Genomic DNA, 23,646 nt, shown 5'->3' on the forward strand with positions numbered 1-23,646 from the left:
CCTGCGCTGAGGCACGGCTGAGTCAGGCCATGCCGAATCAGGTGGCCGCGAGCACCCCGGTGCCCAGCAGGACGTAGAGCACGATGCCCAGTGCCACGCGGTACCAGACGAAGAGAGCGAAGGACTTCGTCTTGACGTAGCCGAGGAACCAGTGGATGACGAGGAGTCCGAGTCCGAAGGCAATGATCGTGGCCAGGATTGTGGGTCCCCAGCCGATGACCATCTCCTCGCTGCCGATCGTCTGGAAGACAGAGTAGAAGCCTGATCCCAGAACCGCGGGTATGGCGAGCAGGAAAGAATATCGAGCGGCGGCGGGACGGTCGAAGCCCATGAAACGGCCGGCCATGATCGTGCCGCCCGACCGCGACACGCCCGGGACGAGGGCCAACGCCTGAGCGAGACCGTAGACGATGCCCTGTCCCCAGGTCATATCCTCGAGGGTGCGCTCCCTCTTGCCCACCCAGTCGGCGAGGCCGATGATGAGACCGAAGACGATGAGCATGGTCGCGGTGATCCACAGACTGCGCAGGGCACCCTGGATCGCGTCCTCGAACAGCAGGCCGAGGATGACGATCGGAATCGAACCGACGATGATCAGCCAGCCCAGTCGGACCTCGGGATCCTTGCGGTCGTGCTTGCCGACCAGGGCCTTGCACCACTTGGAGATGATCGAGACGATATCGCGCCAGAAGTAGACGACGACAGCGGCCTCGGTGCCGATCTGAATGATCGCAGTGAAGAACGCACCCGGATCCTGGCCCGGCAGCATGAACTCACCGACGATGCGCACGTGTGCCGAGGATGAGATCGGCAGAAATTCCGTCAGTGCCTGAACGATGCCGAGCACTGCGGCGACCAACCAGTCGTACATGCGTCTCCTAGAGAAAGCGGTGTGGGAACAAAACCACGGTAGTCGCCGAATCAGGTAACCTCAACAACCATGAAGCAACAACGCCTCGGCAGCACCGGTCTTGATGTCAGCGATGTGGGTCTCGGCACATTCGAGTGGGGACACCGGGTCGACGTTCCGGTCGCACAGCGGCTCGTCGATGACTACGTCGCCGCTGGTGGGAACCTCATCGAGCTTCCCACCTCCGGAGTGCACGCGACCGGAGTGCTGTCTCAGCTGAGTCTTCCTGAGCAGATCATGCTGGTTGCCCGAGTGGGCGTGTCCATGAGTGAGTCATCCCACATCGAGGTGGGTCTGGGCCGGGCCCGCATCCTCAACCAGGTGGATGCGCTGCTGGCGGCCACCGGTCGTTCCCACATCGACGTGCTCATCCTCGATGTCTTCGATCCTGAGGTGGACAGGGCAGAGACCGCCTCGGCGATCGATACCCTGCTCACATTGGGCAAGATCCGCTACGTCGGCGTATCCCACCATGCCGGTTGGGAGTTGGCGGAGATGCGCGGAGCAGGAGTGCCGATCGCCTGCGCCATCGCCGAATACTCCCTGTTGAACAGGGAGGCAGAGGACGATCTGCTTCCTGCCGCGAACTACGCGGGCGTGGGCCTCATCGCCGGTGCCGGCCTGGGCAGGGGAGTGCTGAGTGACAAGTATCGTCGGGGAACCCCACAGGACTCACGCTTCGCCGCAGGCGAACTCTCCGACTATGTCGGTGCCTATCTCGATGAACGATCGACTCGGGTGCTGGCTGGAGTCCGCAAAGCCGCAGCGGCACTGGGCGTGACCGCTGCCGACATCGCGTTGGCCTTCAACAGGTATCAGGGTGTGGCGTCTTCACTGGTCTCTGCCCGCACGCCTGAACAATTGGCTCAGGTGCTCGACAGTGACGTCGAACTCGAACCCGAGATCGCCGAGGTGCTCGACCAGATATCCTGAGAGTTCAGGATTGCCGGGGTCTCAGCCGGTTCGGGGAGACCTCAGTCGTCGGGTTCATCGTCGTCGACGGAGAAGTCCCCGTCGAGCTCATTGTCTTCGTCGTCCTCTTTGGCGTCTTCGACATCGTCGAAGAGTTCGAATGGGGTGACCTCGTCATACGCGGTGTAGATCGCGTCTTCATAGATTTCGAAGGCATCGGCCAAGGCCATGTAGGCGGCTTCGACACGAGGATCTTGGTCTCCATTGCGGTGTGCGGATGCAGCGAAGTGTTCTCCCACTGCTTCGAGGAATGCGTCCAGGGCCTCACGAGGATCAGTGCTCATGACTCAAATGTATCCCAGTGAAGTCGGACATGTAAGTCTTTGAACTAGGCTGAAGCCATGGCAGCTTTGTACGACCACCCCACCCCAGAACGATTCGTCGTCGGCACGATCGGTCTGCCCGGCGAGCGCACGTTCCTTCTGCAGGCGAAATCAGGAACCGCTCTGACCACAGTGGTGGTGGAGAAGGAGCAGGTCGAGATCCTCGCCGATCGGGTCACTGAACTCCTCGATATGGTCATGGTCAAGGACCCTGCGGCGCGAGTGCCCCAGTCTGCGATCGACGAACGCATCGACAATGCCGGCCTCAACGTTCCGATCGAACCCGAATTCCGAGTCGGCACCATGAGCCTCGGCTGGGACACGGTCGCCCATGAACTCGTGGTCGAATGCTTCGAACTCACCGAAGAGGATGCTCAGACGGGCACCTCGGCGGAACCTGACGACGATGAGGTCGAAAGGGACGTGCTGCGCATCGTCCTCGACGCCGCCGGTTCTCGTGAATTCGCCCGCCGGGCCGATCAGGTCGTGTCCGCCGGTCGGGGCGACTGCCCCTTCTGCTCGCTGCCGCTGGAGCCCGAGGGCCACCTGTGCCCCCGTGCCAACGGCATCGCGCGTGTGTGACGAAGTGATGCACTCTGCTTTCGCCCGACAAGCCCTGGAACAGGGATCCTGCACCGTGATGGGCGCGATCCCGCGGGCCAGCAACGACACCCGTCTCGTGGTCGTCGACCATGCCGGCACGCACCTCAAAGCCGTGTACAAACCGGCATCGGGGGAGCGACCGCTGGCAGATTTTCCACCTCATTCCCTATCGCTGCGCGAGGTCGCCTCCTACCGTCTGAGCGCCCACCTCGACCTCAACGTGGTCCCGCCGACCGTCCTGCGTGGCGATCTGGGAGCAGGGCTCGGATCCCTCCAGGCCTATGTCGAGGATTCCGGCGACGACGACGCCGTCACGCTCACCGGGGTCGACGGCATCCCTGCCGATCACACCCCGATGTTCGCTCTGCGCACCGAGGAGGGCACCGACCTGGTGCTGTCCCACGACACCCGTGACGGGCTTCGGGCGATCGCCTTCTTCGACCTGCTCGCAAACAACGCCGACCGGAAGGCGGGCCACATCATCACCGGCAGCTACGTGCCGGGCAGCGGCCCGAGCAGCATCGGCACCTACGGCATCGACAACGGTCTGACCTTCCACGCCGAGGAGAAGGTGCGCACCGTCTTGTGGGGTTTCTCTCGTTCGTCGTTCCGGGTCGAGGAGCTCGACGCCCTCGACGAGGTGGCTCGAATGTCGGCGGAGCTGCGCTCGGTGCTCGATGACTGTCTGGAAGTCGCGGAGATCGAGAGCCTGCGCGACCGCGCCGAGCAGTTGGCAGAGGCCGGAACCTTCCCCGAACCGCCCGAAGATCGGACCGTCATTCCCTGGCCGCCGATCTAGGAAGAGCAGTGCCGGAGGCAGGAGGTGCCGTTCTGCTATGACTCGGTTAGGCTGGTCTGCGTGAAGTCATGGTCCGAACCTCAGCTACCCCGCCTCACCAGCTCCGGAAAGGTGCCGACAGTCTTCGACACCGGCACTCGGAGCCCACGCAGACTCAAAGGGCGTGACCAGGCGGCCGGTCTCTATGTATGTGGAATCACCCCGTACGACGCCACCCATCTCGGTCACGCGGCAACCTATGTCGCCTTCGACCTGCTCAACCGGGTATGGCGCGACGCGGGCCTCGACGTCGTCTATGTGCAGAACACGACCGACGTCGATGACCCGCTGCTCGAACGCGCCGCTGCCACAGGAGTCGACTGGCAAGAGCTCGCCGAATCGCAGATCGAGCTGTTCCGGCAGGACATGAGCGCACTGCGCGTGCTTCCGCCCCGGAGCTACATCGGCGTCGTCGAGTCGGTCGAGCAGATCGTCACAGCGGTCGAGGACCTCGTCGAATCGCGAGCCGCCTACACACTCGACAACGGAGATGTGTACTACCGCGTCTCAACCCCGATCCATCCGGCTTTCGGCAGCGTCAGCCACGATGACCGGGCCACGATGGCCAAGCTCTCCGCCGAACGCGGCGGCGACCCGGAGACACCTGGCAAGGACAACGAGATCGATCCTCTGCTGTGGAAAGCCGCACGCGAGGGCGAACCGTCCTGGGACGGCGGAAAGCTCGGCCCGGGTCGCCCCGGTTGGCACATCGAATGCACCGTCATCGCCAACAACCATGCAGGGCTGCCCGTCGACGTTCAGGGCGGCGGCAGCGACCTCGTGTTCCCGCACCACGAAATGAGCGCAGCACATGCAGCGGCGTGGAAGCAGGCACCGCTGGCCCGGACCTATATGCACACAGGCATGGTCGGCTACCAGGGCGAGAAGATGAGCAAGTCGAAGGGCAACCTCGTCCTCGTCTCAAAGCTGCGCGAACAGGGCGTCGACCCCATGGTGATCCGCACAGTGCTGCTGTCGAACCACTATCGCAGCGACTGGATCTTCACCGACGATCTGCTCGAATCCGCCTCGGCGCGACTGCAGGCCTGGAAGCATGCGGCAATGTGCGAGGCCGAGTGCCGGGAGGGGCTGCGCGGACACATCATCGGTCTGCTGCGCGAATCTCTGGCCGATGACCTCGACAGTCCCCGCGCCTTGGGCATCCTCGACGAATGGGCCGAACACTATGCGGACTCGCCCGCGGCAGAGACCGCGCCGGTCTGCGGTGATCGGGTCGCAGACGCCGTCGATGCCCTCCTCGGCATCGACCTGCACGCCTGAGAGCCTCCGACCGCTTCCTCCGCGCCTCCGGCTCAGAGACGCGGCTTCGCGGCCTGCTCATCTCTCGCGGCCGCGTTTGCGCAGGTAGCGCTCGAATTCGGCGGCGATCGCATCGCCGCTGGCTTCGGGCAGCTCCGTGGAATCATTGAGCTGCTCGAGTCCCTTGAGCAGCTCGACGAGGTGCGGGTTGAGAGCAACCAGTTCATCGGCACCGAGTTCCCAGGCTCGGCTCTCCTCCTCGAGGATGGGGATGTCGATCTCGAGGCCCGTGTGTTTCTCCACTGCTGAGGCCAAGGCCAGTTCCGCCTTGGGCGAGGGGGAGTCGGTGAGGTAGTCGGGCACGCCCACCCACAGGTTGATCGCATGCAGCCCTCTCCTGTCGCATTCGACGCCGAGGAGGCCGAGGATGCCGATCGGGCCCGCATAGCCGTTGACCTCGATGTCCAGATCCGCGGCAAGCGATGCATCCTCGGTGTTCGCGACGACGGGCAGAGGTCGCGTGTGCGGGACCTCCGCATGCAGACCTCCGAGCAGGACCACACGATCAGCGGCGGTGACCTCGGAGAGGATGAGTGAGAGGAATTCGCGCCATTTCAGTCCTGGCTCGTGTCCTTGGATGACGGTGACCGGTGTGCCCAGACGCTGCCCTCGGTGGATTTCGATTCCCGGCCACGCAATTGCGGCCCGACCCGTTTCGTCCCGAACGATCTCAGGCTCTGAGAATCTGAACTCGTAGAAGCCGTCGGTGTCCAAGATCTCACTGTCGCCGAGTCCCCATGCCTCGATGAGATCCTTGACCAGTGAACTGGCGGCCTCGGAGGCATCCGCGTCCTGTCCCTCGAAGGCGATGAACACGAGTGCCCCGGACCCTGATGGAAGAAAAGTCATGGTTCAAGATTACGCTGGAATCATGACGAATCCTGCCGCAGTCCTCTGGGACATGGACGGAACTCTGGTCGATACGGAACCGTACTGGATCAGAGCCGAGACCGAACTGATGAACGCACACGGAATCGCCTGGAGCGAAGAGCAGGGCTTGGAGTTCGTGGGCAACGATCTGCTCACCTCCGCGGCGATGATGCAGGACGCCGGACTTGACCTGCCGGCGGCGGTCATCGTCGACACGCTGCTCAACGAGGTCGTGGAGAAGATCGAGGAGGCAGTGCCGTTTCGACCCGGGGCCCTTGAGTTCCTCGCTGCGATCGTCACCGCCGGCATCCCGTGCGTGATGGTCACGATGTCCTACCGGCGTCTCGCCGAGGCGGTCATTGCGGCGTGTCCGGCTCACAGTTTCGTCGGGCTCGTCTCCGGGGACGAGGTCAGCGCCGGCAAACCCGACCCCGAGCCTTACCTGACGGGCGCGGCGCTGCTCGGGCTGGAGCCGGGAACCTGCGTGGCTCTCGAAGACTCAAGGCCCGGTCTGGCCAGCGCGGAGGCAGCAGGAACCATCGCCATCGGGGTGCCGCACCTGGTCGACCTCGAGGAACGCCCGGGTCGGATCCTGTGGTCCAGCCTGGAAGGACGCTCCGTTGCCGACCTGAGGGAGCTCACGCCCCGACTATCCGTGTGATCTCCGGTGTCGGCGGGGGAGTGTTGCCCCACGCCGGACACAGCGGTTTGAACGTGCACCAATTGCACAACGGTGACTTCTTAGGACGCCAGCGATCCGCCTCGGCGGAGGCGATGATGTCCTTCCAGATCGACTCGATCTCGAATTGCGTGCGTTCGATGTCACCCATCGTGGGATGGGACTTGAGGATGGACTGCGATCCCAGGTACATGAGCTGGAGCGTGTGCACGAGCTCACCTGTGAGGCGATACTCGACGAGGGCGTAGAAGCCCATCTGGAAATTCGCTTCCCTGCCGTACTGCGGTTTGGGCTGCTTGCCGGTCTTGTAGTCGACGAGACGCTTCTCACCGCCGGGGGCGACATCGACCCGATCGATGAAGCCCCGCAGCTCGAGGCCGTTGTCGAGCTGCGTGCGGACGTATTTCTCCGTCTCATCAGGTTCCAGGTGCTCAGGGAATTCGAGTGTGAAGTAGGCGCGCAGCAGTTTGCCGGCGGTTGTGAAGAATGTCTCCTGCTCTCGCTCATCGTCGAAGATCGCGAGCACTTCGGGATCCTTTTCGACGAGTTCGTTCCAACTGGGACGCAACAGCGACTCGGCGACATCCTGTGTTCGCTGTGCAGCGGGTAAGGCGAAGAGCTTCTCGAGCACAGAATGGACGACGGTCCCTCTGAAAGCGGCCTGGGAGGGCGGTTCCGGCAGCTTGTCGATGCTGCGGAAGCGGAATTTCAAGGGACATTGTACGAAGTCGTTGGCCCGTGAGGGCGAAAGACTGATCAGCTCGGCCATGGAACCACTCTAACGACTTCGTCTGACACGACGCGTCAGACCATTCTGGCGACCGTGTCGCTGTTAGGCTGAGTAGACCCGACCCCAAGCAAGAGGAACTCCTTCGATGGCCGCGAAAAATCACCAGACTGGTGCCTCTTCGGGCTTGCGCCTGGGGACTGTTCTCGGCGCCCCGGTGATCCTGGCCTGGTCATGGTTCCTGGCCGCCATCGTCATCACGATCCTGTTCGCCCCGTGGCTGAACACTGTCCGACCTGACCTCGGTGTCTGGGCCTGGTTCGTGGCATTCGCGTATGCGGTTCTGCTGTTCGCCTCGGTCTTTCTCCACGAGTTGGCACACGGTGTCGCCGGACAGTTCTACGGGCTCAAGGTTGCCGCGATCGAGCTCAATATCTGGGGAGGATTCACCCGATTCGAACCTCAGGCCGACAACCCGCGTGACAAGGCCGCGCTCACCAGCTTCGTCATCTCCATCGTCGGCCCGATCGTCAACATCATCCTGGCGCTGCTGGGCTGGTGGTGCCTGTCTGCGGTCTCACCGACTTCGGTTCCGTGGCTCCTCCTCATCGCCGTCACCTTCGCCAACGTTGCACTCGGCGCGATCAACCTGCTGCCGGGCATTCCGCTCGACGGCGGATGGGCGCTGCAGGCCCTGATGTGGAGACTCACGGGTTCGCAGTACCTGGGTACGATCGTCGCCAGCTGGGTCGGTCGGGTCATCGCCATCGGCTTCATCGGCTGGTCGGTCATCACCCCGCTGCTGGCTGGAGAGCGGCCCGACCCGCTGCAAGTGGCGTGGATGTCGCTGATCGCCATCATGCTCTGGTTCTCTGCCGGGGACGCCGCGAACCATGCGAAACGGGCTCGAAAGATGGAGACCTATGACCTTTCACAGGTGATTCAGCCCGCCATCGCCGCAACCTGGGATGCGGATATTGCCGACACACTCGACTTTGCGAACACGCTGGGCAACGCGAAGGAGCGCACCCTCATCGTCGTCCTCGATCAGAAGGGCCTGCCCTACGGTCTCGTCGACAGGCATGCCGCGGCCGGCCGTCTGGCTGAATCGTTGGATCAGGTCCCTGCCGGAGAGGTCGCCCGGCCCCTGGCCGGATGGATCGGCGTACCGAAGGACATCACCGCCCCACATCTGCTCGAGTCGCTGACCCACCGCCCCAAAGCGCAGTTCAGCCTGGTCATGGACGAGAACACCCTCGTGGGCGTGATCGACCTGCAGGAATTCTTCGACGAGCTTCTCGCAGCCTGAGCCAGGTGTGCTGAGACTTCTCATCAGCGTAGAGTGGACGCATCATGACTGAGGCAAGCCATACCGAACCCCGTCGGGCCCTGAAGGCCGGCGAGAAGATTCAGCTCACCGACCCCAAGGGCCGAATGCACACGATCGTGCTGGCTCCCGGAGAGCTGTTCCACACCCACAAGGGGCTGGTCGAACACGACGACATCATCGGCCGCACCGAGGGCATCATCGTGTCGAATACCGGGGGCATCGACTTCCAGGTCTTCCGACCGCGCTATGAGGACTTCGTTCTCTCCATGCCCCGCGGGGCGGCCGTCGTCTACCCCAAGGATTCCGGGCTCATCGTCACTCTCGGCGATATCTTCCCCGGCGCGGTGGTCGTCGAGGCAGGCGTCGGCTCCGGAGCGCTGTCCATGGCTCTGCTCCGGGCAGTGGGCCCGAGAGGAACGGTCCACTCCTTCGAGCTTCGCGAGGAGTTCGCAACCATCGCTGCAGGGAACATCGCAGACTTCTTCGACGGTCGCCCCGACAATTGGTCGGTCACCGTGGGAGACCTCTCCGAGGAGCTGCCACAGGCCTATGAGTCCGGCACCGTCGACAGGGTCGTCCTCGACATGCTCACACCATGGAACACGCTGGGCGCGGTGAGCGGCGCATTGGCTCCTGGGGGAGTCGTCATCGCCTACGTGGCCACCGTCCCTCAGCTCTCTCGCTTCGTGGAGGCACTGCGGGCCACGGAATCCTTCAGCGAACCCCAGTCGATGGAGGCCATGATCCGCGGCTGGCACGTCGACGGACTCGCCGTGCGCCCGGACCACCGGATGATCGCCCACACCGGATTCCTGGTCATCGCCCGCCGTATGGCTCCGGGAGTTCCACCGCTGGAGAAGAAGAAGCGCCCCCAGGGCACTCCGGCAGCGACCGAGGACGTCGACGCGTGGACGAAGCCGGAAGTCACCGATGAAGCCGTCGGAGCCAGAGTCGCACAGGGAAAGAAACTGCGCCGCGTCATGCGCGAGGCGGGAAAGCGGTTGGACCAAGAAGTGCCGACTCCCGAGTCGAAGACCCAAGGGTCGAAGGAGGACCAATGACCGAGACCACGCCCGAAGCAAAACGTCAGCGCGAGGACACTGCGGCATTGCGCCAACAGCTCTTCAGCGCCGGCAAACGCAACGAAGCCCTGTCGAAGACCCTGCGCACAGCTCGTGACGAGCTGAACAGGATCAAGGAGGAGACCCGTCGGCTGACCGAACCGCCCAACAACTGGGGCACCCTCATCGCCCTCGGTGAGAACGGGCTGACCGCCGATGTCATCGTCGGCGGGCGCAGAATGCGCGTCGCCGTCGGCCCCGAGGTGGATCCTGCGCAGCTGCGGGCCGGCACCGACGTGCTGCTCTCGGAGGGCCTCGTCATCATCGGGACCGGCTCCTTCGCGCCCGTCGGCTCGGTCGTCAACGTGCGCGAATTCGTCGACGACACCCGCATCCTCGTCGGCGCACCCGGAGATGACGAGCAGGTCTTCGTCCTCGGCGAAGACCTCATCGATGCCGGACTGCGCGTCGGGGATGCCGTGGTCGTCGACACCCGCACGCACTATGCCCTCCAGGTCGTCGAGAAGCCCGAAGTCTCCTCGCTGCTGCTCGAAGAGGTCCCGGACATCACCTACTCCGACATCGGAGGACTGGCCGATCAGATCGGCCAGATCAAGGACGCAGTGGAACTGCCCTTCGAACATCCGCAGCTCTACACCGAACACGGCCTCAAACCGCCCAAGGGAATCCTGCTCTACGGCCCTCCCGGCTGCGGCAAGACCCTGATCGCGAAGGCCGTGGCGAACTCTTTGGCCGACCGGACCGGCGCCGGCCAGTCACGCAAGACCTACTTCCTCAACATCAAAGGCCCCGAGCTGCTCGACAAGTACGTCGGCGAGACCGAACGTCAGCTGCGTCTCATCTTCGCCCGGGCCAGAGAGAAGGCCTCGGCCGGATTCCCCGTCGTCGTCTTCTTCGACGAGATGGAGTCCCTGTTCCGCACCCGCGGTACGGGCAAGTCCTCGGATGTGGAGACGACGATCGTGCCGCAGCTGCTGACCGAGATCGACGGTGTCGAGAAGCTCGACAATGTCATCGTCATCGGCGCATCGAACCGCGAGGACCTCATCGACCCCGCCATTCTGCGTCCGGGACGCCTCGATGTGAAGATCCGCATCGAACGCCCTGACGTCGAGGCGGCTCGCGACATCTACGAGAAGTACCTCACCGCCGAACTGCCCCTGCACTCGAGCGTGCTGTCAGGGCATGAGACCTCCGCCGAGGCGGTCTCGGCTCTGATCTCGTTCTGTGTCGACCGTATGTATGCCTCGTCGCGGGAGAACGAATTCGTCGAGGTCACCTATGCCGACGGGGCGAAGGAAGTCCTGCACTTCGCGGACTTCGCCTCCGGAGCCATGATCCACAACATCGTGGACCGGGCCAAGAAGAGTGCGATCAAATCGCTGTTGGAGACGGGCGAACGTGGTCTGCAGCCGAAGCACTTCGAAGAGGCCATCGCCGAGGAATTCAGCGAGCACGAAGATCTGCCGAATACGACGAACCCCGACGAATGGGCGCGGATCTCGGGTCGCAAGGGGGAGCGGGTGACCCATCTGCGAATGATGCACCTGGACACGACGCGCGGTGCACCTGCGGTGCCGCTCGAAACGGACATCGCCGAGGTGTACCCGAACTCAGACCTGGTCTGATGCGCTCCGACCAGGTCTGGTTCGATCAGACCTGGTCCGTGATCCTGGGCGGATCACCGGCCTCTGTCACGGTCTCCGGCTCAGCGGCGGCGTCGACGAGGGGTGGACCCGCCGCCGGCCACGGCCGTGGCGATGATCCGCCATCCGACCAAGGTGATGAGATTGAGGCTCGTGGCCACGATCATGAAGCTCACCGGCACCTGACCCGGGTCGCCTCCGGCGCCGGTGATGCCGCGGATGACGAGCCCGACCAGGATGGTGATCGCCCAGACCGCGGTTCCCGTGGCCAGCGGTGCTATCGGCCGATCCCAGACCGCTGCCAGCAGCCAGGCGATACCGAGTCCGACCAGGAACGGCCACGCTGTGGTCAGAAGCCCCTGGGGATCGAAATTATGAGAATGTGTGTAATGACCGATGATGGTGAATAGGACGACCAGAACGAGGTCGACGATCAACGCGATCGGGAGATGAGATTTCTTCGCAGCCACGTCCCCGAGTCTAAACGTTAGAGGGAGTTCAGATGCTCAGTGTCCACCGCGTGATGGGTTCCGAAACCGAGTTCGGACTGAGCCAACCGGGCAATCCGGGAGCGAATCCGATGCGTGACTCGGCGCGTGTCGTCGATGCCTATGCGGGGCCGCGCGGGCTGAAGTCCTCCCAGAACTTCTGGGACTTCGCCACCGAGTCTCCTCTGGCCGACGCACGCGGCTTCTTCATGAATGCCGCCGAGGCCGACATCTCGCAGCTGACTCACATGCCCCAGGAGTCCGTCGAAGCCCAGTACCTGGCCAATGTCGTCACCGAGAACGGCGCCCGCTACTACGTGGACCACGCCCACCCCGAATACTCCTCACCGGAGGTGCTGACCCCGCGCGACCTCGTGACCTACGATCGTGCTGGAGACCTGGTGGCCTTGGCCTCGGTGCGCAGCCTCGAGTCAACTGACGAACCCGTCAACCTCTACAAGAACAACACCGACTCGAAGGGGTCGTCCTACGGCACCCATGAGAACTACCTCGTCGACCGGGCGGTGGATTTCGACTCCCTCTCGGCCGCACTGATTCCGTTCTTCGCCAGCAGGCAGATCCTGTGCGGTTCCGGACGAGTCGGCATCGGCCGGGAAGGAGAGACCGCAGGATTCCAGATCTCATCGCGTGCGGACTTCTTCGAAGCCGAGGTGGGTCTGGAGACCACCCTGCGCAGACCCATCGTCAACACCCGCGACGAACCCCATGCCGATCCGGCCAAATATCGTCGACTGCATGTCATCGTCGGCGATGCGACCATGGCCGAACCCGCCACCCTGGTCAGATTCGGCTCCACCTCCCTGGTCCTCGGCCTCATCGAAGCGGGCCTGGTTCCCCGGCTCGAACTCGCGGATCCGCTGCAGGCGCTGTGGGACATCAGCCATGACCTGACCGTGAGCACGAAGCTGCCCATGTCCGACGGCACCAGGATGACCGCGCTCGAGATCCAGAACACGTACTACTCCGCCTGCCTCGAACACGCCGGCGATGACGCGGAGACTCGCGAGGTGCTCAACGAATGGCAGCGACTCCTCGACGGTCTGGCCACCGACCCACGCAGCCTCGCCGACTCCATCGACTGGGTAGCCAAATGGGTGCTTCTCGAAGGCTATCGGCAGAAGGAGAACCTGGAGTGGGACCACCCGAAGCTCGCCCTCATCGACGTTCAGTACCACGACGTTCGGCCGGAGAAGGGTGTGTTCTACAAACTCGAGAAGGCGGGACGAATCCGACGTCTCACGACCGATGATGAAGTCGAGCAGGCCGTGCGGTTCGCGCCCGATGGCACCCGGGCCTACCTCAGATCCCTGGCCGTGACCCGGTTCTCGGATTCATTGGTCGCCGCCAGCTGGGACTCGCTCGTCCTCAACGCAGGCGACTACGGAATCGTGCGCCTGCCGATGAGCGAACCGCTCAAAGGCACCCGCGAACTCCTGGCAGACAGGCTGGCCGATGTGCACGACGCACAAGCACTGCTCCAGGCGCTGGGAGTCGATAGACTGGCAACGACGAACGATGAAAGAGGTGCGAAATGAGTTCGCAGGAACAGGTTCAGAGGGATCATTCGACAGGCGGGGGAGAACCGCCCGCCGAACCACCGGAGGCCGTGCAGGGCCAGATCAACACGCAGAATGTGGATTCGATCCTTGATGAGATCGACGGAGTCCTCGAATCGAACGCAGAAGAATTCGTGCGCAACTTCGTCCAGAAGGGCGGCCAATGAGATGTCGGGGTTCTCTCCTGCATTTCTGAGTTCGACGAGCAACTCGTTCGTCGAACTCGCTCGAGCGGTGGCACCCGAAGCACTGCCGACCTCCTCGGGCCATGACCTGGTCCACCAGGTCCCGGAGGGAACGACGGCGGCCACCGTACATTCAAACGACTCAGTGACGCCATGATGGCTCAGCTGCGGGAGGACTGATGGCCAGGATCTACGGCCTTGAAACCGAATACGGGCTCGCCCATTCCGCCGGCGCCGGTGACCGCCGTATCGGTCCGGAGGAGATCGCACGCTACCTGTTCCGGCCGATCGTCGAATGGGGACGTTCCTCGAACGTGTTCCTCCCCAATGGGTCTCGGCTCTACCTCGATGTCGGGTCTCACCCGGAATACGCCACCGCCGAATGTGATGACCTACGCGATCTGCTCACACAGGACCGGGCCGGCGAGTCATTGATGATCGACCTGCTGGAGCAGGCCCAGTCGGGCATCGAAGCCGATGGACTCGGCGGCCGCATCCATATGGTCAAGAACAACACCGACGCGGCCGGGAACTCCTACGGATCCCATGAGAACTTCCTCATCCGCCGCAACCTCGATTTCAACCGTCTGACCACGGTGCTGCTGCCATTCCTCGTCTCCAGGCAGCTGCTGGTGGGTGCCGGCGCCATCATTCCCGCGCAGTCCTCATTCCGCCCCGATGTCGAGGCGAACCGCTCGGAGATGATGTTCGGCCTCTCGGCGCGTTCGGATGTGATGTGGGAGGGACTGTCTTCGGCCACAACACGCTCACGACCGATCATCAACGCACGCGACGAACCCCACGCGGACGCGGAGAAGTACCGCCGCCTCCATGTCATCGTCGGTGATTCCTCGATGTCGACGGCAACCTCGGCGCTCAAGATCGGTTCTGCCGTTCTCATGCTCGACCTGATCGAACAGGGCGCACGGATACCCGAACACGGTCTGCGCCACCCCGTGCGCGACATCCGCCTCGTCGCCAGGGACCTCACCGGGTCGGTGAAGCTCGAGCGCACGGACGGGACGACGATCACACCGCTGAACCTGCTCACGGACTACCGCGACCGTGCTCAGGTTCTCGTGGACAAGGGCGACCACAGCCTCGGCGACGATGAGATGGCCGAATACGTCGTCGACCTGTGGACCCGGATGCTCGAGGCCATCGCAGCCCAGGACTTCTCCGCGGTTGACCAGGAGATCGACTGGGTGATGAAGAAGACGCTCATCGATCGAGCCATGGCCCGCGGCATCGACGACCTCACAGATCCCCGGATCTCCCGGCTCGACATCGCCTATCACGACATCACTCCCGACACCGGTCTGTTCCCCAAGCTGGAGCGGACCGGGATGGCCAAGAACCTGGTCTCATCCGAAGCACGGGAGAAGGCGAAGGACATTCCACCGACGACCACGCGAGCCGCTATCCGAGGCGAATTCGTCCGTGCAGCCCATGCCGCACGGCGTGACTACACGGTCGACTGGGTGCATCTGCGACTCAACGACGAATCCGGCCGTGCCGTGGCGCTGAAGAACCCCTTCGAGCCCACACACCCACAGGCCGAGGCTCTCATCGCGGGCCTGTAAGATCTCAGTGATCTGGTCTTGAACGAAAGGAACCACGTGCGCACAAAAGTGCTCGCCGTCATCGCGGCCGCCACACTGCTGCTGTCCGCCTGCGGGCAGGGCGAGGAGGCGGAGGACACGACAAGTGCCCCGCCTTCCGTCTCGGCCGAGGACGCGAAGTCGACCAGCCTCGACGACGTCACGGTCGAAGGCAAGGTCGGTGAGAAGCCGAAGGTCGAATTCGAGGCGCCCCTGGTCGTCGACGAGACCGGCGAATCCGTCATCAGCGAGGGCAAGGGCGACAAGGTCGCAGACGGTGAACAGGTCACTGCGCAGATGACCTTGGTCTCGGGCACGACCGGTGAGGTGATCGAATCGAGCTATGATTCTAAGTCACCGGCCGGGTTCCCCATGGACAAGCAGCAGATCTCCGGGGAACTCTACAATGCACTCCTGGACACAAAGGTCGGCTCCCGCCTGCTCATGTCGCTCAACGGCAGTGCACAGCAGGGCCAGCCGGCGCAGACTCTCGTCTACGTCATCGACATCGAGAAGACCACGAAGCCGCTGACCCACGCCGAAGGCGAGAAGGTCGACCAGTCGAAGAACCCCGTCACCGTCACCTGGGCCGACAACGGTGAACCCTCGATCTCCAAGCCCAAGGGCGAGGCCCCGAAGGAACTCGAATCGTATACGACGATCGAGGGCGAAGGCCCGAAGGTCAAGGAAGGCCAGAGCGTGGCCGTGCACTACTCCGGTTGGCTCTGGGACGACAATTCGGAGTACTTCGACTCGAGCTGGCAGGATGGTCGAGGACCATTCGCCGTTGACCCCGTCGGACAGGCTCAGGTCATCGACGGATGGAACGAAGGCCTGGTCGGGGCGAAGGTCGGCAGCCAGATCGTCCTCGTCGTCCCACCCGACAAGGGATATGGAGAACAGGGCAGCCCGCCGAACATTCCCGGCGACGCCACCCTCGTGTTCGTCATCGATATCCTCTCGGCGCAGGGCTGAGGGGCCGGCAGCCGAGGATGAGGCTCCGCCCGCCGAGGACTGCGTCCATGACCACCACAGAGCTACGACCTAAGGAGACACCATGAGCAAGCAGAAACCAGAAGTCGACTTCCCCGGGGCCGAGGCTCCGACCGAGCTCGTCATCGTCGATGACATCATCGGCGACGGCGCCGAGGCGGGGCCGGGCCATACCGTGAGTGTGAACTACGTGGGCGTCGCCCATTCGACCGGTGAGGAGTTCGACGCCTCCTACAACCGCGGCACCCCGCTCGAATTCCGCCTCGGATCCGGCATGGTCATCTCCGGCTGGGATCAGGGCATCCAGGGCATGAAGGTCGGCGGCAGGCGCACCCTGCAGATCCCACCGCACCTGGCCTACGGGGACCAAGGAGCCGGCGGCGTCATCAAGCCCGGCGAGTCACTGATCTTCGTCTGCGATCTGGAGAACGTGCGCTGAGACATCGATGAGAGATGAGCCTCCTGCGCCACAGGGCTGAGGAGATCTCATTTGCCGAGACTTCAGATCTCGGCGGCCAATCTGCCCGCCGCGGCGGCAGCGAGGAACGCTGCCGCATCGGCGGGCAGTTTGCGTCCCATCGTCGACAGTCCCACAGGGGAGGACTTGAGTCCTGTCCACAGACCCTCCAGGCTCACATCGACCTGATCGTGCATGTGCAGCATCGGCAGCTGCGCGGCAACGACCTCGGCCACGGCGGCAGGGTCGGTGTCCATCTCACGACGGTCCGCCTCGGCGAGGGTGGAGAAGTCCGGGACGGGAATCGTCATACCGGGGCGGGCGATCTCCGTCAGAGACGTGAGCGAATGGTGGGAGACGCCGAAATGCCTGCCGCGCACATCGGCATTCGACATTCGCAGCACCCCGATGGGAGTCCCATCCAGCAGTGCGGCCGCGTTGAGGTGCTCACCGGTGACGAGGCCCGAGAAGCCGTATTTGGTGCCGGTGCCCAGGTTCCCCGGGCCCTGAGCAACGATGGCGATATCGGCGCCCAGAACATGTTTGGCGGCAAGCAGGCCCGTGTGGATCGTCACAGCTTCGAGATCGGCGCCCCAGGACTGGCCGGTGCTGATGGTTCCCTGCAGCCAACCTGCGTCCTTGAGCCCGGCCACAGCCTGAGAGAACCTGGCGGGCAGTGCGGCACCGTCGCTGAGGACATAGGCGATGCGCAGCTCGGGATCCACCGTGCGGATGCCCGCGATGATGGCCGGCAGAGTCGAATGCAGATCGGCGGCGAGTACGGGCATTTCATCCAGGGACTCCTCATTCGCGAGGGTCTCATGATGCTCCGACTCCTGGTCGTCGACGCCGAGGACCATCGTCTGCAGCGGGGAGTAGCGATCCTTGACCAGATGGCCTGGCCCCGCGGGAGGGTCGGTCGGCAGCGCATCGGGCAGAGCCACGATGAGGCCGAAGCCACCGGTGCCCAAGCGCTTGGCCAGAGCCGAGACGTTGACCAGGAGTGTGTCGCCTACCTGCGGATTCCCGACGGCCTCGGTATAGGCGACCGCCCTGATATGGGTGATGGTCGTTCCCGGCAGCGCCTGGTCAATATCGGCCTCGACCTCTGTGTATCCTGGCCGGGTGGAACGAATCGTGGTCACGGTTCCTCTGCGCCAATGAATCATGCTCCTAAGACTATCGCCCGCATTAGGTTACGGTGGAATTGTGAATACACCCCGCCCCAGCAGACAGAGGCAGCAGACCGAGCGTCTGATGAACCTGCTGATCGCCCTGAGAGCCGCCCGCGGTTGGGTCTCGAGGAAGACCCTGATGAGCGCCATCGACGGATACGCGGGCCTGGACGACATCGCCTTCGATCGCAAATTCTCCCGCGACAAGGAACTCCTGCGACACATGGGGATCACGATCGCCACCCGAGCCGAGCACGACGCCTACTCAGACGTGGGGGAGACCGGGTACCGGATCTCCGCCGATGACTATGCGATGGATGACGTCGAGCTCACCCCCGCCGAAGCGGCAGCAGTGGCAGTGGCCGCGCAGTTCTGGTCCGATACCGAACTCGGCGAGTCCAGTTCTCAGGCGCTGACGAAACTGCGCGCCCTGGGCATCGACCTCACCGAGGCGGGTCCCGGGCATGTTGCAACCAACGACGGCCCCGCCGCGCGGAAGCTGGGTAGCGCGAACTTCGCCACTGCACTCCACCACATCAACGCTCGTGAGGCGATCAGCTTCAAGTACCACAAACCCGGGCAGAGCCCCCGCAAGGTCAAGCTCGAACCCTATGCTCTGCTCAGCCGCGGCGACCGAGTCTACCTGCTGGGACACGACATCGATCGCGGGGCCGAACGCACATTCCGGCTCTCCCGGGTCGAGGGCAAGCTGACGAAGCTCGGCGGACGAGACCCGGGCGACTACGACATCCCCGCCGACTTCGCTCCGCACGTGGCGCTGAACTCGAGCACGGAGATGGCTGTCGTCGCCGAGGCGAGGCTGCGCATCCGTGCCCACCGCGCGGACCCGCTGCGCCGCAGACAGGTGCGCACCGACGATGACGCTGTGATCGTGGAGTTCACCGACGCGGCATCGTTGGCCGCAGAGATCGTGAGCTTCGGCACGGCCGTCGAGGTGCTTGGACCTCCGGAACTGGCTCAGGCTGTCGAGGACCGACGTCTCACGGTCAGGACGTCCCTCGAACGACTCGGAGGTCGCAATGTCCTCAGCGCGTGAACGACTCACCCGGCTGCTGAGCCTGGTGCCCTATCTCGACGCCCACCCGGGAGCAGACCTCGAAGAGACAGCGGCGTATTTCAACATCGACTCGGACACCCTCATCGATGATCTGCAGCTTCTGTTCGTGACCGGTCGCCCCGGGCACATGCCCGATGACCTCATCGACGCCAGCTGGGAAGGGGGGAAGGTCTACATCTCCAACGCCGAGGAGGTCTCAGTTCCCGTCCGACTCAGCGCCGAGGAGGCCGGGGTCCTCGTCCTGGCCCTCGAGCTCATCGACACACTGCCGGGACTCGACACCCAAGCTGTACGGGCGGCGGCGCAGAAGCTCAGGCTCGCCGCAGGAGAGAACCTCCACATCCCGGTCGAAGTTAGTCCGATCCCGGCCGACGAGGAGCTCATGGCCTTCCTCAAGCAGGCCATCGACACGGAAGCGGCGGTCGAGATCGACTACTACGTCGGATCCCGGGACGAACTGACACGACGGATCATCGCACCCAGCAGGCTCCTCCCCGGCGCGGACTGGTACCTGGACGCCTGGTGCTACAGTGCCCAGGCTCCGCGGCGGTTCGCACTGAGCAGCATTCGTTCGTGGACGGCGGCCTCACATCCGCCGATGGCCGTCAGCGATTCGCAGCCGAGCGCGCGAGAGGTCACCATGACGCTGTCCGCGGCTGGAGCCTGGCTGGCGGATGAACTCGAGCTGACCGATCGTGAATATCTCGCCAACGGTGAACCACGTGTGCGGATCAGATTCCTTGTGCACTCGGTGGACTGGTTGAGTCGGTTCCTGTTGTGCCATGCCGACGTCATCACCGACATCGACGATCGCGAAGCAGTCGACGCCGCACTGCTGCGACTGGGCTGAGAATTGTCTTCTCGGTCGATCCCTGCTGGGCGACGAGGATGAAAGGCACAGTCACACAGCGTAGAATCGTTCAGAGCAGACAATAGTCAAGGAGTTCCCATGAAACCGAGTTTCGTGCAGATCGCGATCGTGATCCTCATCATCGTGATCATTTTCGGCGCACCCAAGCTGCCGGGGCTGGCCAGGAGCCTGGGCCAGTCGATGAAGATCTTCAAGTCAGAGGTCAAGGATCTCCGTGACGATGACGAGCCCAAGAAGACGGAACCGGGCGAGCTCAATCGCGAGACAGGCGAGAACGACACCTCGACGACCGCCGAGGCTGCCCGCAAGTCCGAGCAGCCCGCGGCGAAGGAAGAACCGGATCCACAGTCTCGCGAGAAGTGAAAGACACCAACGACCAGCGATCGTCCTCATCACGAAGGAAGAACCCCGAGCGGAAGATGCCCGTCCTCGGGCATCTTGTCGAACTTCGGAATCGTTTCTTCATCGCAGCGATCGCGATCGTCCTCGGGGCCGTAGGCGGATGGTTCCTCTACGACCCCGTCCTGGACATCCTGCAGGAGCCGATCCGCAGCATCCGCGCGTCGGGAGATCGCACAGCTGAGATCAACTTCGCCGGGGTCGCCTCTCCGTTCGATCTGAAGATCAAGCTCTCAGTCTTCATCGGCATCTTCATCTCCTGCCCGATCTGGCTCTACGAGGTGTGGGCATTCATCGTTCCGGGACTGACGAAGAAGGAGAAGCTCTACTCGGTCGGATTCCTGGGGGCAGCGATTCCGCTGTTCCTCGCCGGCTCGACCATGGCCTTCTTCGCTCTGCCCAACGCGGTCAGGGCACTGACGTCGTTCACCCCACAGGGCGGCACGAATATCATTCCGGCCCAGGACTACCTGACCTTCGTGATGGTCATCATCGTCGTCTTCGGCCTGGCCTTCGTCCTCCCGGTGCTCATGGTCGGTCTGAACATGATGGGAATCCTCTCGGCTGTCAGAATACAGAAGTCCTGGCGGGTGATCGTGCTGATCGTGTTCCTGTTCGCCGCCATCGCCACGCCCACCCCCGATGCATTGTCGATGTTCTTCCTCGTGATCCCGATGATGACGCTGTTCTGCCTGGCCTGGGTGATCTGCATCTTCAACGACCGGAGACGCAAGAAGCGCCTCATCGCACAGGGCCTGTGGGTCGACCCCGACGAACCGATTGACTGAGAGAAGCATGACTGAATCCGCGAACCCGACCCCACCCTCGGCCGAGACCGAGCCCCTCAGCCCCTCGGCGGCCTACGCTCGCTACCGCGACAGGACGGAAAAGGCACAGACTCCCTTGGGACGGTTCGCGGCCAGAACTGATTTCGAGCTCGATGACTTCCAGGTCGAGGCCTGCACCCAGCTGCAGGAAGGCAAAGACGTCCTCGTCACAGCTCCGACAGGTGCCGGCAAGACCCTCATCGCCGAATTCGCTGTCGAACTCGCCAGAGACGAGGGCAGACGGGTCTTCTACACCACCCCGATCAAGGCACTGAGCAACCAGAAGTTCAACGACCTCATGGACGTCCACGGTGTGGACAGCGTCGGACTGCTCACCGGGGACACCACGATCCGGCGGGACGCACCGATCATCGTCATGACCACAGAGGTTCTGCGGAACATGCTGTACAACGACCTGTCTGGGCTCTCGGACCTGGGGTTCGTCGTGCTTGACGAGGTCCACTACCTGGCCGACCGCTTCCGTGGGCCGGTCTGGGAAGAGGTGATCATCCATCTTCCCGATCGGGTGCAGATGGTGTCGCTGTCGGCGACCGTATCCAACGTCGAAGAATTCGGTGCCTGGCTGCGCGAGGTGCGCGGACCCACAACGGTCGTTTCGACCTCCCACCGGCCCGTGCCGCTGGTCAACCATGTGCTCGTCGGCCACCGCATGTACGATCTGTTCACCCATCACGATTCCGACCGGATCGATCCCGCTCTCAACCATGCGACCCGCACCCACGGAGGTCCCCGGTCGAAGCGCGAACGTGCTACCCGCGCACGGTTCCGCAGGCCCAGTCGGACCCAGGTGGTGTCCTCTCTCGCGGAGACAGGAATGCTTCCGGCGATCATGTTCATCTTCTCCCGCAACGCCTGCGACGAGGCTGTGGAGCAGTACTTGACCTCGGGCTTCGATCTGAACTCCCGTGATGAGAAGGTCATCGTCAATGCCGAACTCGAAAAGCTGCGCGATGAGCTGGCCAGCGAAGATCTGGGCATCCTGGGGTTCCATTCGTTCCGGGAAGGTCTCCTGCTGGGTGTCGCCGCCCATCATGCGGGTATGATCCCGCAGTTCAAACAGCTCGTCGAAGAACTGTTCTCGCAGGGCATCATCAAAGTCATCTTCGCGACGGAGACCCTGGCGCTGGGCATCAACATGCCGGCCCGCACGGTCGTCCTTGAGAAGCTCGTGAAGTTCAATGGTGAGGCCCACGTATCGATCACGCCGGGGGAGTACACGCAGCTGACCGGGCGCGCAGGACGCCGCGGCATCGACCAGATCGGCCACGCCGTCGTCGTCTGGCATCCGAGCTTCGAGGTCAACGAGATCGCAGGGCTCGCCTCCAATCGCTCCTACGCACTCAACTCTGCCTTCGGGCCCACATACAACATGACGGCGAATCTGCTGTCCCGGATGAGCTCGGCGGAGGCCGCGAAGGTCCTTGAGACCTCGTTCGCGCAGTTCCAGGCGGACAAGGCTGTCGTCGGTCTGGCGAAGAAGGTGCGGAAGAACGAGTCGACGATCGAAGCCTACGAGAAGTCGATGGAGTGCGAGCTCGGGGACTTCGCCGAGTATGCGCGGCTGCGGCAGGCGATCAGCGATACCCAGAAGCAGGAGACACGCACCAAGTCGAAGAACCGGCAGCGTGAGATCGTCGAGTCGCTGAGTGCGCTCAAGATCGGCGATGTCGTGACCCTGCCCGCGAAGCGGGTTGAGGGCACTGCTGTCATCATCGCGCCCATGAGTTCCCGTGACGGGGGCTCACGGCTGCCGACGGTATTGACCGAGCAGGGAAAAGTGTGGCACCTGCGGCCCCACGAGGTGACCGAACCGCTGCCGGCACAGGGCCGGGTCCGTGTCCCGAAGAAGTTCAACCACAGGCAGGCAGGGGACCGACGGCAGCTGCTGGGCATCCTCAACGACGCCAAACACGAGGGCAAGGTCGATCTCGAGGCGCACTGGGAATCCTCGCCAGGCGCCCGCGGTGTGAGCGCGAGCGTGGCAGAGATGACCGCACAGCTGCGCGCCCACCCCTGCCACGAGTGCCCGGACCGCGAGATGCACGCCAGGTGGGCCAACCGAGCAGCCAAACTGGTCAAGGACAACGATTCCCTCATTGCCCGCATCGAGGGTCGGACGACGTCGATCGCTCTCGTCTTCGAACGCGTCCAGGACGTGCTGCGGACCCTCGGATTCGACCCTGAACAGTCCGATATGCTGCGCCGAATCTACGGTGAGCGGGACCTGCTCGTGGCCCTGACCATCCGAGCAGGTCTGTGGGACGAGCTCGTCGAACCCGAACTCGCGGCTTTCGCGTCGTGCTTCGTCTTCCAGTCCCGGCGCGGTGACACCCTCCACCCGGAGCGCGCCCCGAGCCGTGACCTCAAGGTCAATGGTGATGAGGCGGTGACGATCTGGCGCAAGCTGTTCCAACTGGAGGAACAGCACGCCCTGTCGACCACGCAGGAACCCGACCGGGGGCTGTTCAAACCGATGTATCGCTGGACCGAAGGCAAGAACCTCGCTGACTCCCTGCGCGGGAGCGACATCGCTGCCGGGGACTTCGTCCGTTGGGCCAAGCAGAGCCTCGACCTTCTCGGTCAGGTCGCCGAGGTGACCGAACCGGAGACTGCTGTGCGCATCCGTCGCACCATCGAAGCGATCCGGCGCGGAGTCGTGGCCGACTCCTGAGCA

Annotated in this window: 24 protein-coding genes; 18 read left to right on the forward strand and 6 right to left on the reverse strand. The window is 63.6% G+C overall.

Annotation, left to right across the window (positions count from 1 at the left end; genetic code table 11):
• Positions 1-37 precede the first annotated feature (37 nt).
• Positions 38-871, reverse strand: coding sequence for an undecaprenyl-diphosphate phosphatase (locus L0G76_RS03670; protein WP_304355975.1), 834 nt, complete (start codon positions 869-871; stop codon positions 38-40).
• Positions 872-940: 69 nt separating this feature from the next.
• On the opposite strand from L0G76_RS03670, the gene L0G76_RS03675 reads away from it, so the two are divergent.
• A complete protein-coding gene (locus L0G76_RS03675; protein ID WP_304355976.1) occupies positions 941-1,843 on the forward strand; it encodes an aldo/keto reductase in 903 nt (300 codons plus the stop codon).
• A 41-nt stretch (positions 1,844-1,884) separates the two neighbouring features.
• Here the strand turns inward: L0G76_RS03675 and L0G76_RS03680 are convergent, their stop codons facing one another.
• Complete coding sequence (locus tag L0G76_RS03680) at positions 1,885-2,166, reverse strand: hypothetical protein (protein ID WP_304355977.1); 282 nt, start codon at positions 2,164-2,166, stop codon at positions 1,885-1,887.
• Positions 2,167-2,223: 57 nt separating this feature from the next.
• Between L0G76_RS03680 and L0G76_RS03685 the strand changes: the two genes are divergently transcribed.
• The 3 genes from L0G76_RS03685 to mshC are packed head-to-tail and all read left to right on the forward strand — an operon-like array spanning position 2,224 to position 4,927.
• Positions 2,224-2,787, forward strand: a complete 564-nt coding sequence (locus tag L0G76_RS03685; protein WP_092108287.1) for a DUF3090 domain-containing protein — start codon at positions 2,224-2,226, stop codon at positions 2,785-2,787.
• Positions 2,788-2,794: 7 nt separating this feature from the next.
• Positions 2,795-3,607, forward strand: a complete 813-nt coding sequence (locus L0G76_RS03690; RefSeq protein ID WP_304355978.1) for an SCO1664 family protein — start codon at positions 2,795-2,797, stop codon at positions 3,605-3,607.
• 60 nt (positions 3,608-3,667) lie between these two features.
• Positions 3,668-4,927, forward strand: coding sequence for a cysteine--1-D-myo-inosityl 2-amino-2-deoxy-alpha-D-glucopyranoside ligase (gene mshC / locus L0G76_RS03695; protein WP_304355979.1), 1,260 nt, complete (start codon positions 3,668-3,670; stop codon positions 4,925-4,927).
• A gap of 57 nt (positions 4,928-4,984) precedes the next feature.
• On the opposite strand, the gene L0G76_RS03700 is transcribed toward mshC, so the two are convergent.
• On the reverse strand, positions 4,985-5,815 hold the full coding sequence (locus tag L0G76_RS03700) for a proteasome assembly chaperone family protein (protein WP_304355980.1): 831 nt from the start codon (positions 5,813-5,815) through the stop codon (positions 4,985-4,987).
• A gap of 22 nt (positions 5,816-5,837) precedes the next feature.
• Here L0G76_RS03700 and L0G76_RS03705 point away from each other — a divergent pair, with 22 nt between their 5' ends.
• Complete coding sequence (locus L0G76_RS03705) at positions 5,838-6,497, forward strand: HAD family hydrolase (protein WP_304355981.1); 660 nt, start codon at positions 5,838-5,840, stop codon at positions 6,495-6,497.
• Here the strand turns inward: L0G76_RS03705 and L0G76_RS03710 are convergent.
• Positions 6,475-7,284: a RecB family exonuclease gene (locus L0G76_RS03710; protein WP_304355982.1), complete on the reverse strand. Its 810-nt coding sequence runs from the start codon at positions 7,282-7,284 to the stop codon at positions 6,475-6,477. The genes L0G76_RS03705 and L0G76_RS03710 overlap by 23 nt on opposite strands.
• 106 nt (positions 7,285-7,390) lie before the next feature.
• Here L0G76_RS03710 and L0G76_RS03715 point away from each other — a divergent pair, with 106 nt between their 5' ends.
• From L0G76_RS03715 to arc, 3 genes are read left to right on the forward strand one after another with little or no spacing between them, the layout of a single operon-like run.
• Entirely contained in the window at positions 7,391-8,551 is a 1,161-nt protein-coding gene (locus L0G76_RS03715; protein ID WP_304355983.1) for a site-2 protease family protein, read from the forward strand.
• A 44-nt stretch (positions 8,552-8,595) separates the two neighbouring features.
• Positions 8,596-9,633, forward strand: a complete 1,038-nt coding sequence (locus L0G76_RS03720; protein WP_304355984.1) for a tRNA (adenine-N1)-methyltransferase — start codon at positions 8,596-8,598, stop codon at positions 9,631-9,633.
• The gene (gene arc, locus L0G76_RS03725; RefSeq protein ID WP_304355985.1) at positions 9,630-11,282 is read left to right on the forward strand and encodes a proteasome ATPase; all 1,653 of its coding nucleotides are present in this window, start codon (positions 9,630-9,632) and stop codon (positions 11,280-11,282) included. The genes L0G76_RS03720 and arc overlap by 4 nt, the downstream gene beginning before the upstream one ends.
• Positions 11,283-11,362: 80 nt before the next feature.
• Here arc and L0G76_RS03730 read toward each other — a convergent pair whose 3' ends face one another.
• Positions 11,363-11,770 carry a DUF3054 domain-containing protein gene (locus L0G76_RS03730; RefSeq protein ID WP_304355986.1) on the reverse strand — a complete coding sequence of 136 codons (408 nt, stop codon included), beginning with the start codon at positions 11,768-11,770 and terminating at the stop codon, positions 11,363-11,365.
• A gap of 32 nt (positions 11,771-11,802) precedes the next feature.
• Between L0G76_RS03730 and dop the strand changes: the two genes are divergently transcribed.
• The 5 genes from dop to L0G76_RS03755 all read left to right on the forward strand — a co-directional run bounded on the left by dop (position 11,803) and on the right by L0G76_RS03755 (position 16,583).
• On the forward strand, positions 11,803-13,344 hold the full coding sequence (dop, locus tag L0G76_RS03735; RefSeq protein WP_304355987.1) for a depupylase/deamidase Dop: 1,542 nt from the start codon (positions 11,803-11,805) through the stop codon (positions 13,342-13,344).
• Positions 13,341-13,532: a ubiquitin-like protein Pup gene (locus L0G76_RS03740; protein WP_092108309.1), complete on the forward strand. Its 192-nt coding sequence runs from the start codon at positions 13,341-13,343 to the stop codon at positions 13,530-13,532. Before dop ends, L0G76_RS03740 begins: the two co-directional genes overlap by 4 nt.
• Before the next feature lie 197 nt (positions 13,533-13,729).
• The gene (gene pafA / locus L0G76_RS03745; RefSeq protein ID WP_304355988.1) at positions 13,730-15,133 is read left to right on the forward strand and encodes a Pup--protein ligase; all 1,404 of its coding nucleotides are present in this window, start codon (positions 13,730-13,732) and stop codon (positions 15,131-15,133) included.
• 36 nt (positions 15,134-15,169) lie between these two features.
• A complete protein-coding gene (locus L0G76_RS03750) occupies positions 15,170-16,126 on the forward strand; it encodes an FKBP-type peptidyl-prolyl cis-trans isomerase (protein ID WP_304355989.1) in 957 nt (318 codons plus the stop codon).
• A gap of 82 nt (positions 16,127-16,208) precedes the next feature.
• Complete coding sequence (locus L0G76_RS03755; protein WP_304355990.1) at positions 16,209-16,583, forward strand: FKBP-type peptidyl-prolyl cis-trans isomerase; 375 nt, start codon at positions 16,209-16,211, stop codon at positions 16,581-16,583.
• Positions 16,584-16,645: 62 nt separating this feature from the next.
• Here the strand turns inward: L0G76_RS03755 and L0G76_RS03760 are convergent, their stop codons facing one another.
• Positions 16,646-17,770 (reverse strand): DUF3866 family protein, encoded by a 1,125-nt coding sequence (locus L0G76_RS03760; protein ID WP_304355991.1) that lies wholly within the window; start codon positions 17,768-17,770, stop codon positions 16,646-16,648.
• A 40-nt stretch (positions 17,771-17,810) separates the two neighbouring features.
• On the opposite strand from L0G76_RS03760, the gene L0G76_RS03765 reads away from it, so the two are divergent.
• The 5 genes from L0G76_RS03765 to L0G76_RS03785 all read left to right on the forward strand — a co-directional run bounded on the left by L0G76_RS03765 (position 17,811) and on the right by L0G76_RS03785 (position 23,643).
• Positions 17,811-18,833 carry a helix-turn-helix transcriptional regulator gene (locus L0G76_RS03765; protein ID WP_304355992.1) on the forward strand — a complete coding sequence of 341 codons (1,023 nt, stop codon included), beginning with the start codon at positions 17,811-17,813 and terminating at the stop codon, positions 18,831-18,833.
• Positions 18,817-19,704, forward strand: coding sequence for a WYL domain-containing transcriptional regulator (locus tag L0G76_RS03770; protein WP_304355993.1), 888 nt, complete (start codon positions 18,817-18,819; stop codon positions 19,702-19,704). Before L0G76_RS03765 ends, L0G76_RS03770 begins: the two co-directional genes overlap by 17 nt.
• Positions 19,705-19,803: 99 nt before the next feature.
• Complete coding sequence (gene tatA, locus L0G76_RS03775; RefSeq protein WP_304355994.1) at positions 19,804-20,088, forward strand: Sec-independent protein translocase subunit TatA; 285 nt, start codon at positions 19,804-19,806, stop codon at positions 20,086-20,088.
• Positions 20,085-20,912: a twin-arginine translocase subunit TatC gene (tatC, locus tag L0G76_RS03780; RefSeq protein ID WP_487246983.1), complete on the forward strand. Its 828-nt coding sequence runs from the start codon at positions 20,085-20,087 to the stop codon at positions 20,910-20,912. Before tatA ends, tatC begins: the two co-directional genes overlap by 4 nt.
• Before the next feature lie 7 nt (positions 20,913-20,919).
• Entirely contained in the window at positions 20,920-23,643 is a 2,724-nt protein-coding gene (locus L0G76_RS03785) for a DEAD/DEAH box helicase (RefSeq protein WP_304355995.1), read from the forward strand.
• Positions 23,644-23,646: the final 3 nt, after the last annotated feature.

Source organism: Brevibacterium picturae (assembly GCF_030453725.1).
GTDB classification, from domain to species: Bacteria; Actinomycetota; Actinomycetes; order Actinomycetales; family Brevibacteriaceae; genus Brevibacterium; species Brevibacterium sandarakinum_A.

What these genes read in the sequence shown, in the direction of transcription:
- L0G76_RS03760 (WP_304355991.1), bottom strand. Translation starts at nt 17,770, where the DNA reads ATGATTCATTGGCGCAGAGGAACCGTGACCACGATTCGTTCCACCCGG.
- L0G76_RS03700 (WP_304355980.1), bottom strand. Translation starts at nt 5,815, where the DNA reads ATGACTTTTCTTCCATCAGGGTCCGGGGCACTCGTGTTCATCGCCTTC.
- L0G76_RS03710 (WP_304355982.1), bottom strand. Translation starts at nt 7,284, where the DNA reads ATGGCCGAGCTGATCAGTCTTTCGCCCTCACGGGCCAACGACTTCGTA.
- L0G76_RS03675 (WP_304355976.1), top strand. Translation starts at nt 941, where the DNA reads ATGAAGCAACAACGCCTCGGCAGCACCGGTCTTGATGTCAGCGATGTG.
- L0G76_RS03690 (WP_304355978.1), top strand. Translation starts at nt 2,795, where the DNA reads ATGCACTCTGCTTTCGCCCGACAAGCCCTGGAACAGGGATCCTGCACC.
- tatA (WP_304355994.1), top strand. Translation starts at nt 19,804, where the DNA reads ATGAAACCGAGTTTCGTGCAGATCGCGATCGTGATCCTCATCATCGTG.
- dop (WP_304355987.1), top strand. Translation starts at nt 11,803, where the DNA reads ATGCTCAGTGTCCACCGCGTGATGGGTTCCGAAACCGAGTTCGGACTG.
- L0G76_RS03670 (WP_304355975.1), bottom strand. Translation starts at nt 871, where the DNA reads ATGTACGACTGGTTGGTCGCCGCAGTGCTCGGCATCGTTCAGGCACTG.
- L0G76_RS03770 (WP_304355993.1), top strand. Translation starts at nt 18,817, where the DNA reads ATGTCCTCAGCGCGTGAACGACTCACCCGGCTGCTGAGCCTGGTGCCC.
- L0G76_RS03740 (WP_092108309.1), top strand. Translation starts at nt 13,341, where the DNA reads ATGAGTTCGCAGGAACAGGTTCAGAGGGATCATTCGACAGGCGGGGGA.
- L0G76_RS03720 (WP_304355984.1), top strand. Translation starts at nt 8,596, where the DNA reads ATGACTGAGGCAAGCCATACCGAACCCCGTCGGGCCCTGAAGGCCGGC.
- L0G76_RS03755 (WP_304355990.1), top strand. Translation starts at nt 16,209, where the DNA reads ATGAGCAAGCAGAAACCAGAAGTCGACTTCCCCGGGGCCGAGGCTCCG.
- arc (WP_304355985.1), top strand. Translation starts at nt 9,630, where the DNA reads ATGACCGAGACCACGCCCGAAGCAAAACGTCAGCGCGAGGACACTGCG.
- L0G76_RS03705 (WP_304355981.1), top strand. Translation starts at nt 5,838, where the DNA reads ATGACGAATCCTGCCGCAGTCCTCTGGGACATGGACGGAACTCTGGTC.
- L0G76_RS03715 (WP_304355983.1), top strand. Translation starts at nt 7,391, where the DNA reads ATGGCCGCGAAAAATCACCAGACTGGTGCCTCTTCGGGCTTGCGCCTG.
- pafA (WP_304355988.1), top strand. Translation starts at nt 13,730, where the DNA reads ATGGCCAGGATCTACGGCCTTGAAACCGAATACGGGCTCGCCCATTCC.
- L0G76_RS03785 (WP_304355995.1), top strand. Translation starts at nt 20,920, where the DNA reads ATGACTGAATCCGCGAACCCGACCCCACCCTCGGCCGAGACCGAGCCC.
- L0G76_RS03680 (WP_304355977.1), bottom strand. Translation starts at nt 2,166, where the DNA reads ATGAGCACTGATCCTCGTGAGGCCCTGGACGCATTCCTCGAAGCAGTG.
- L0G76_RS03685 (WP_092108287.1), top strand. Translation starts at nt 2,224, where the DNA reads ATGGCAGCTTTGTACGACCACCCCACCCCAGAACGATTCGTCGTCGGC.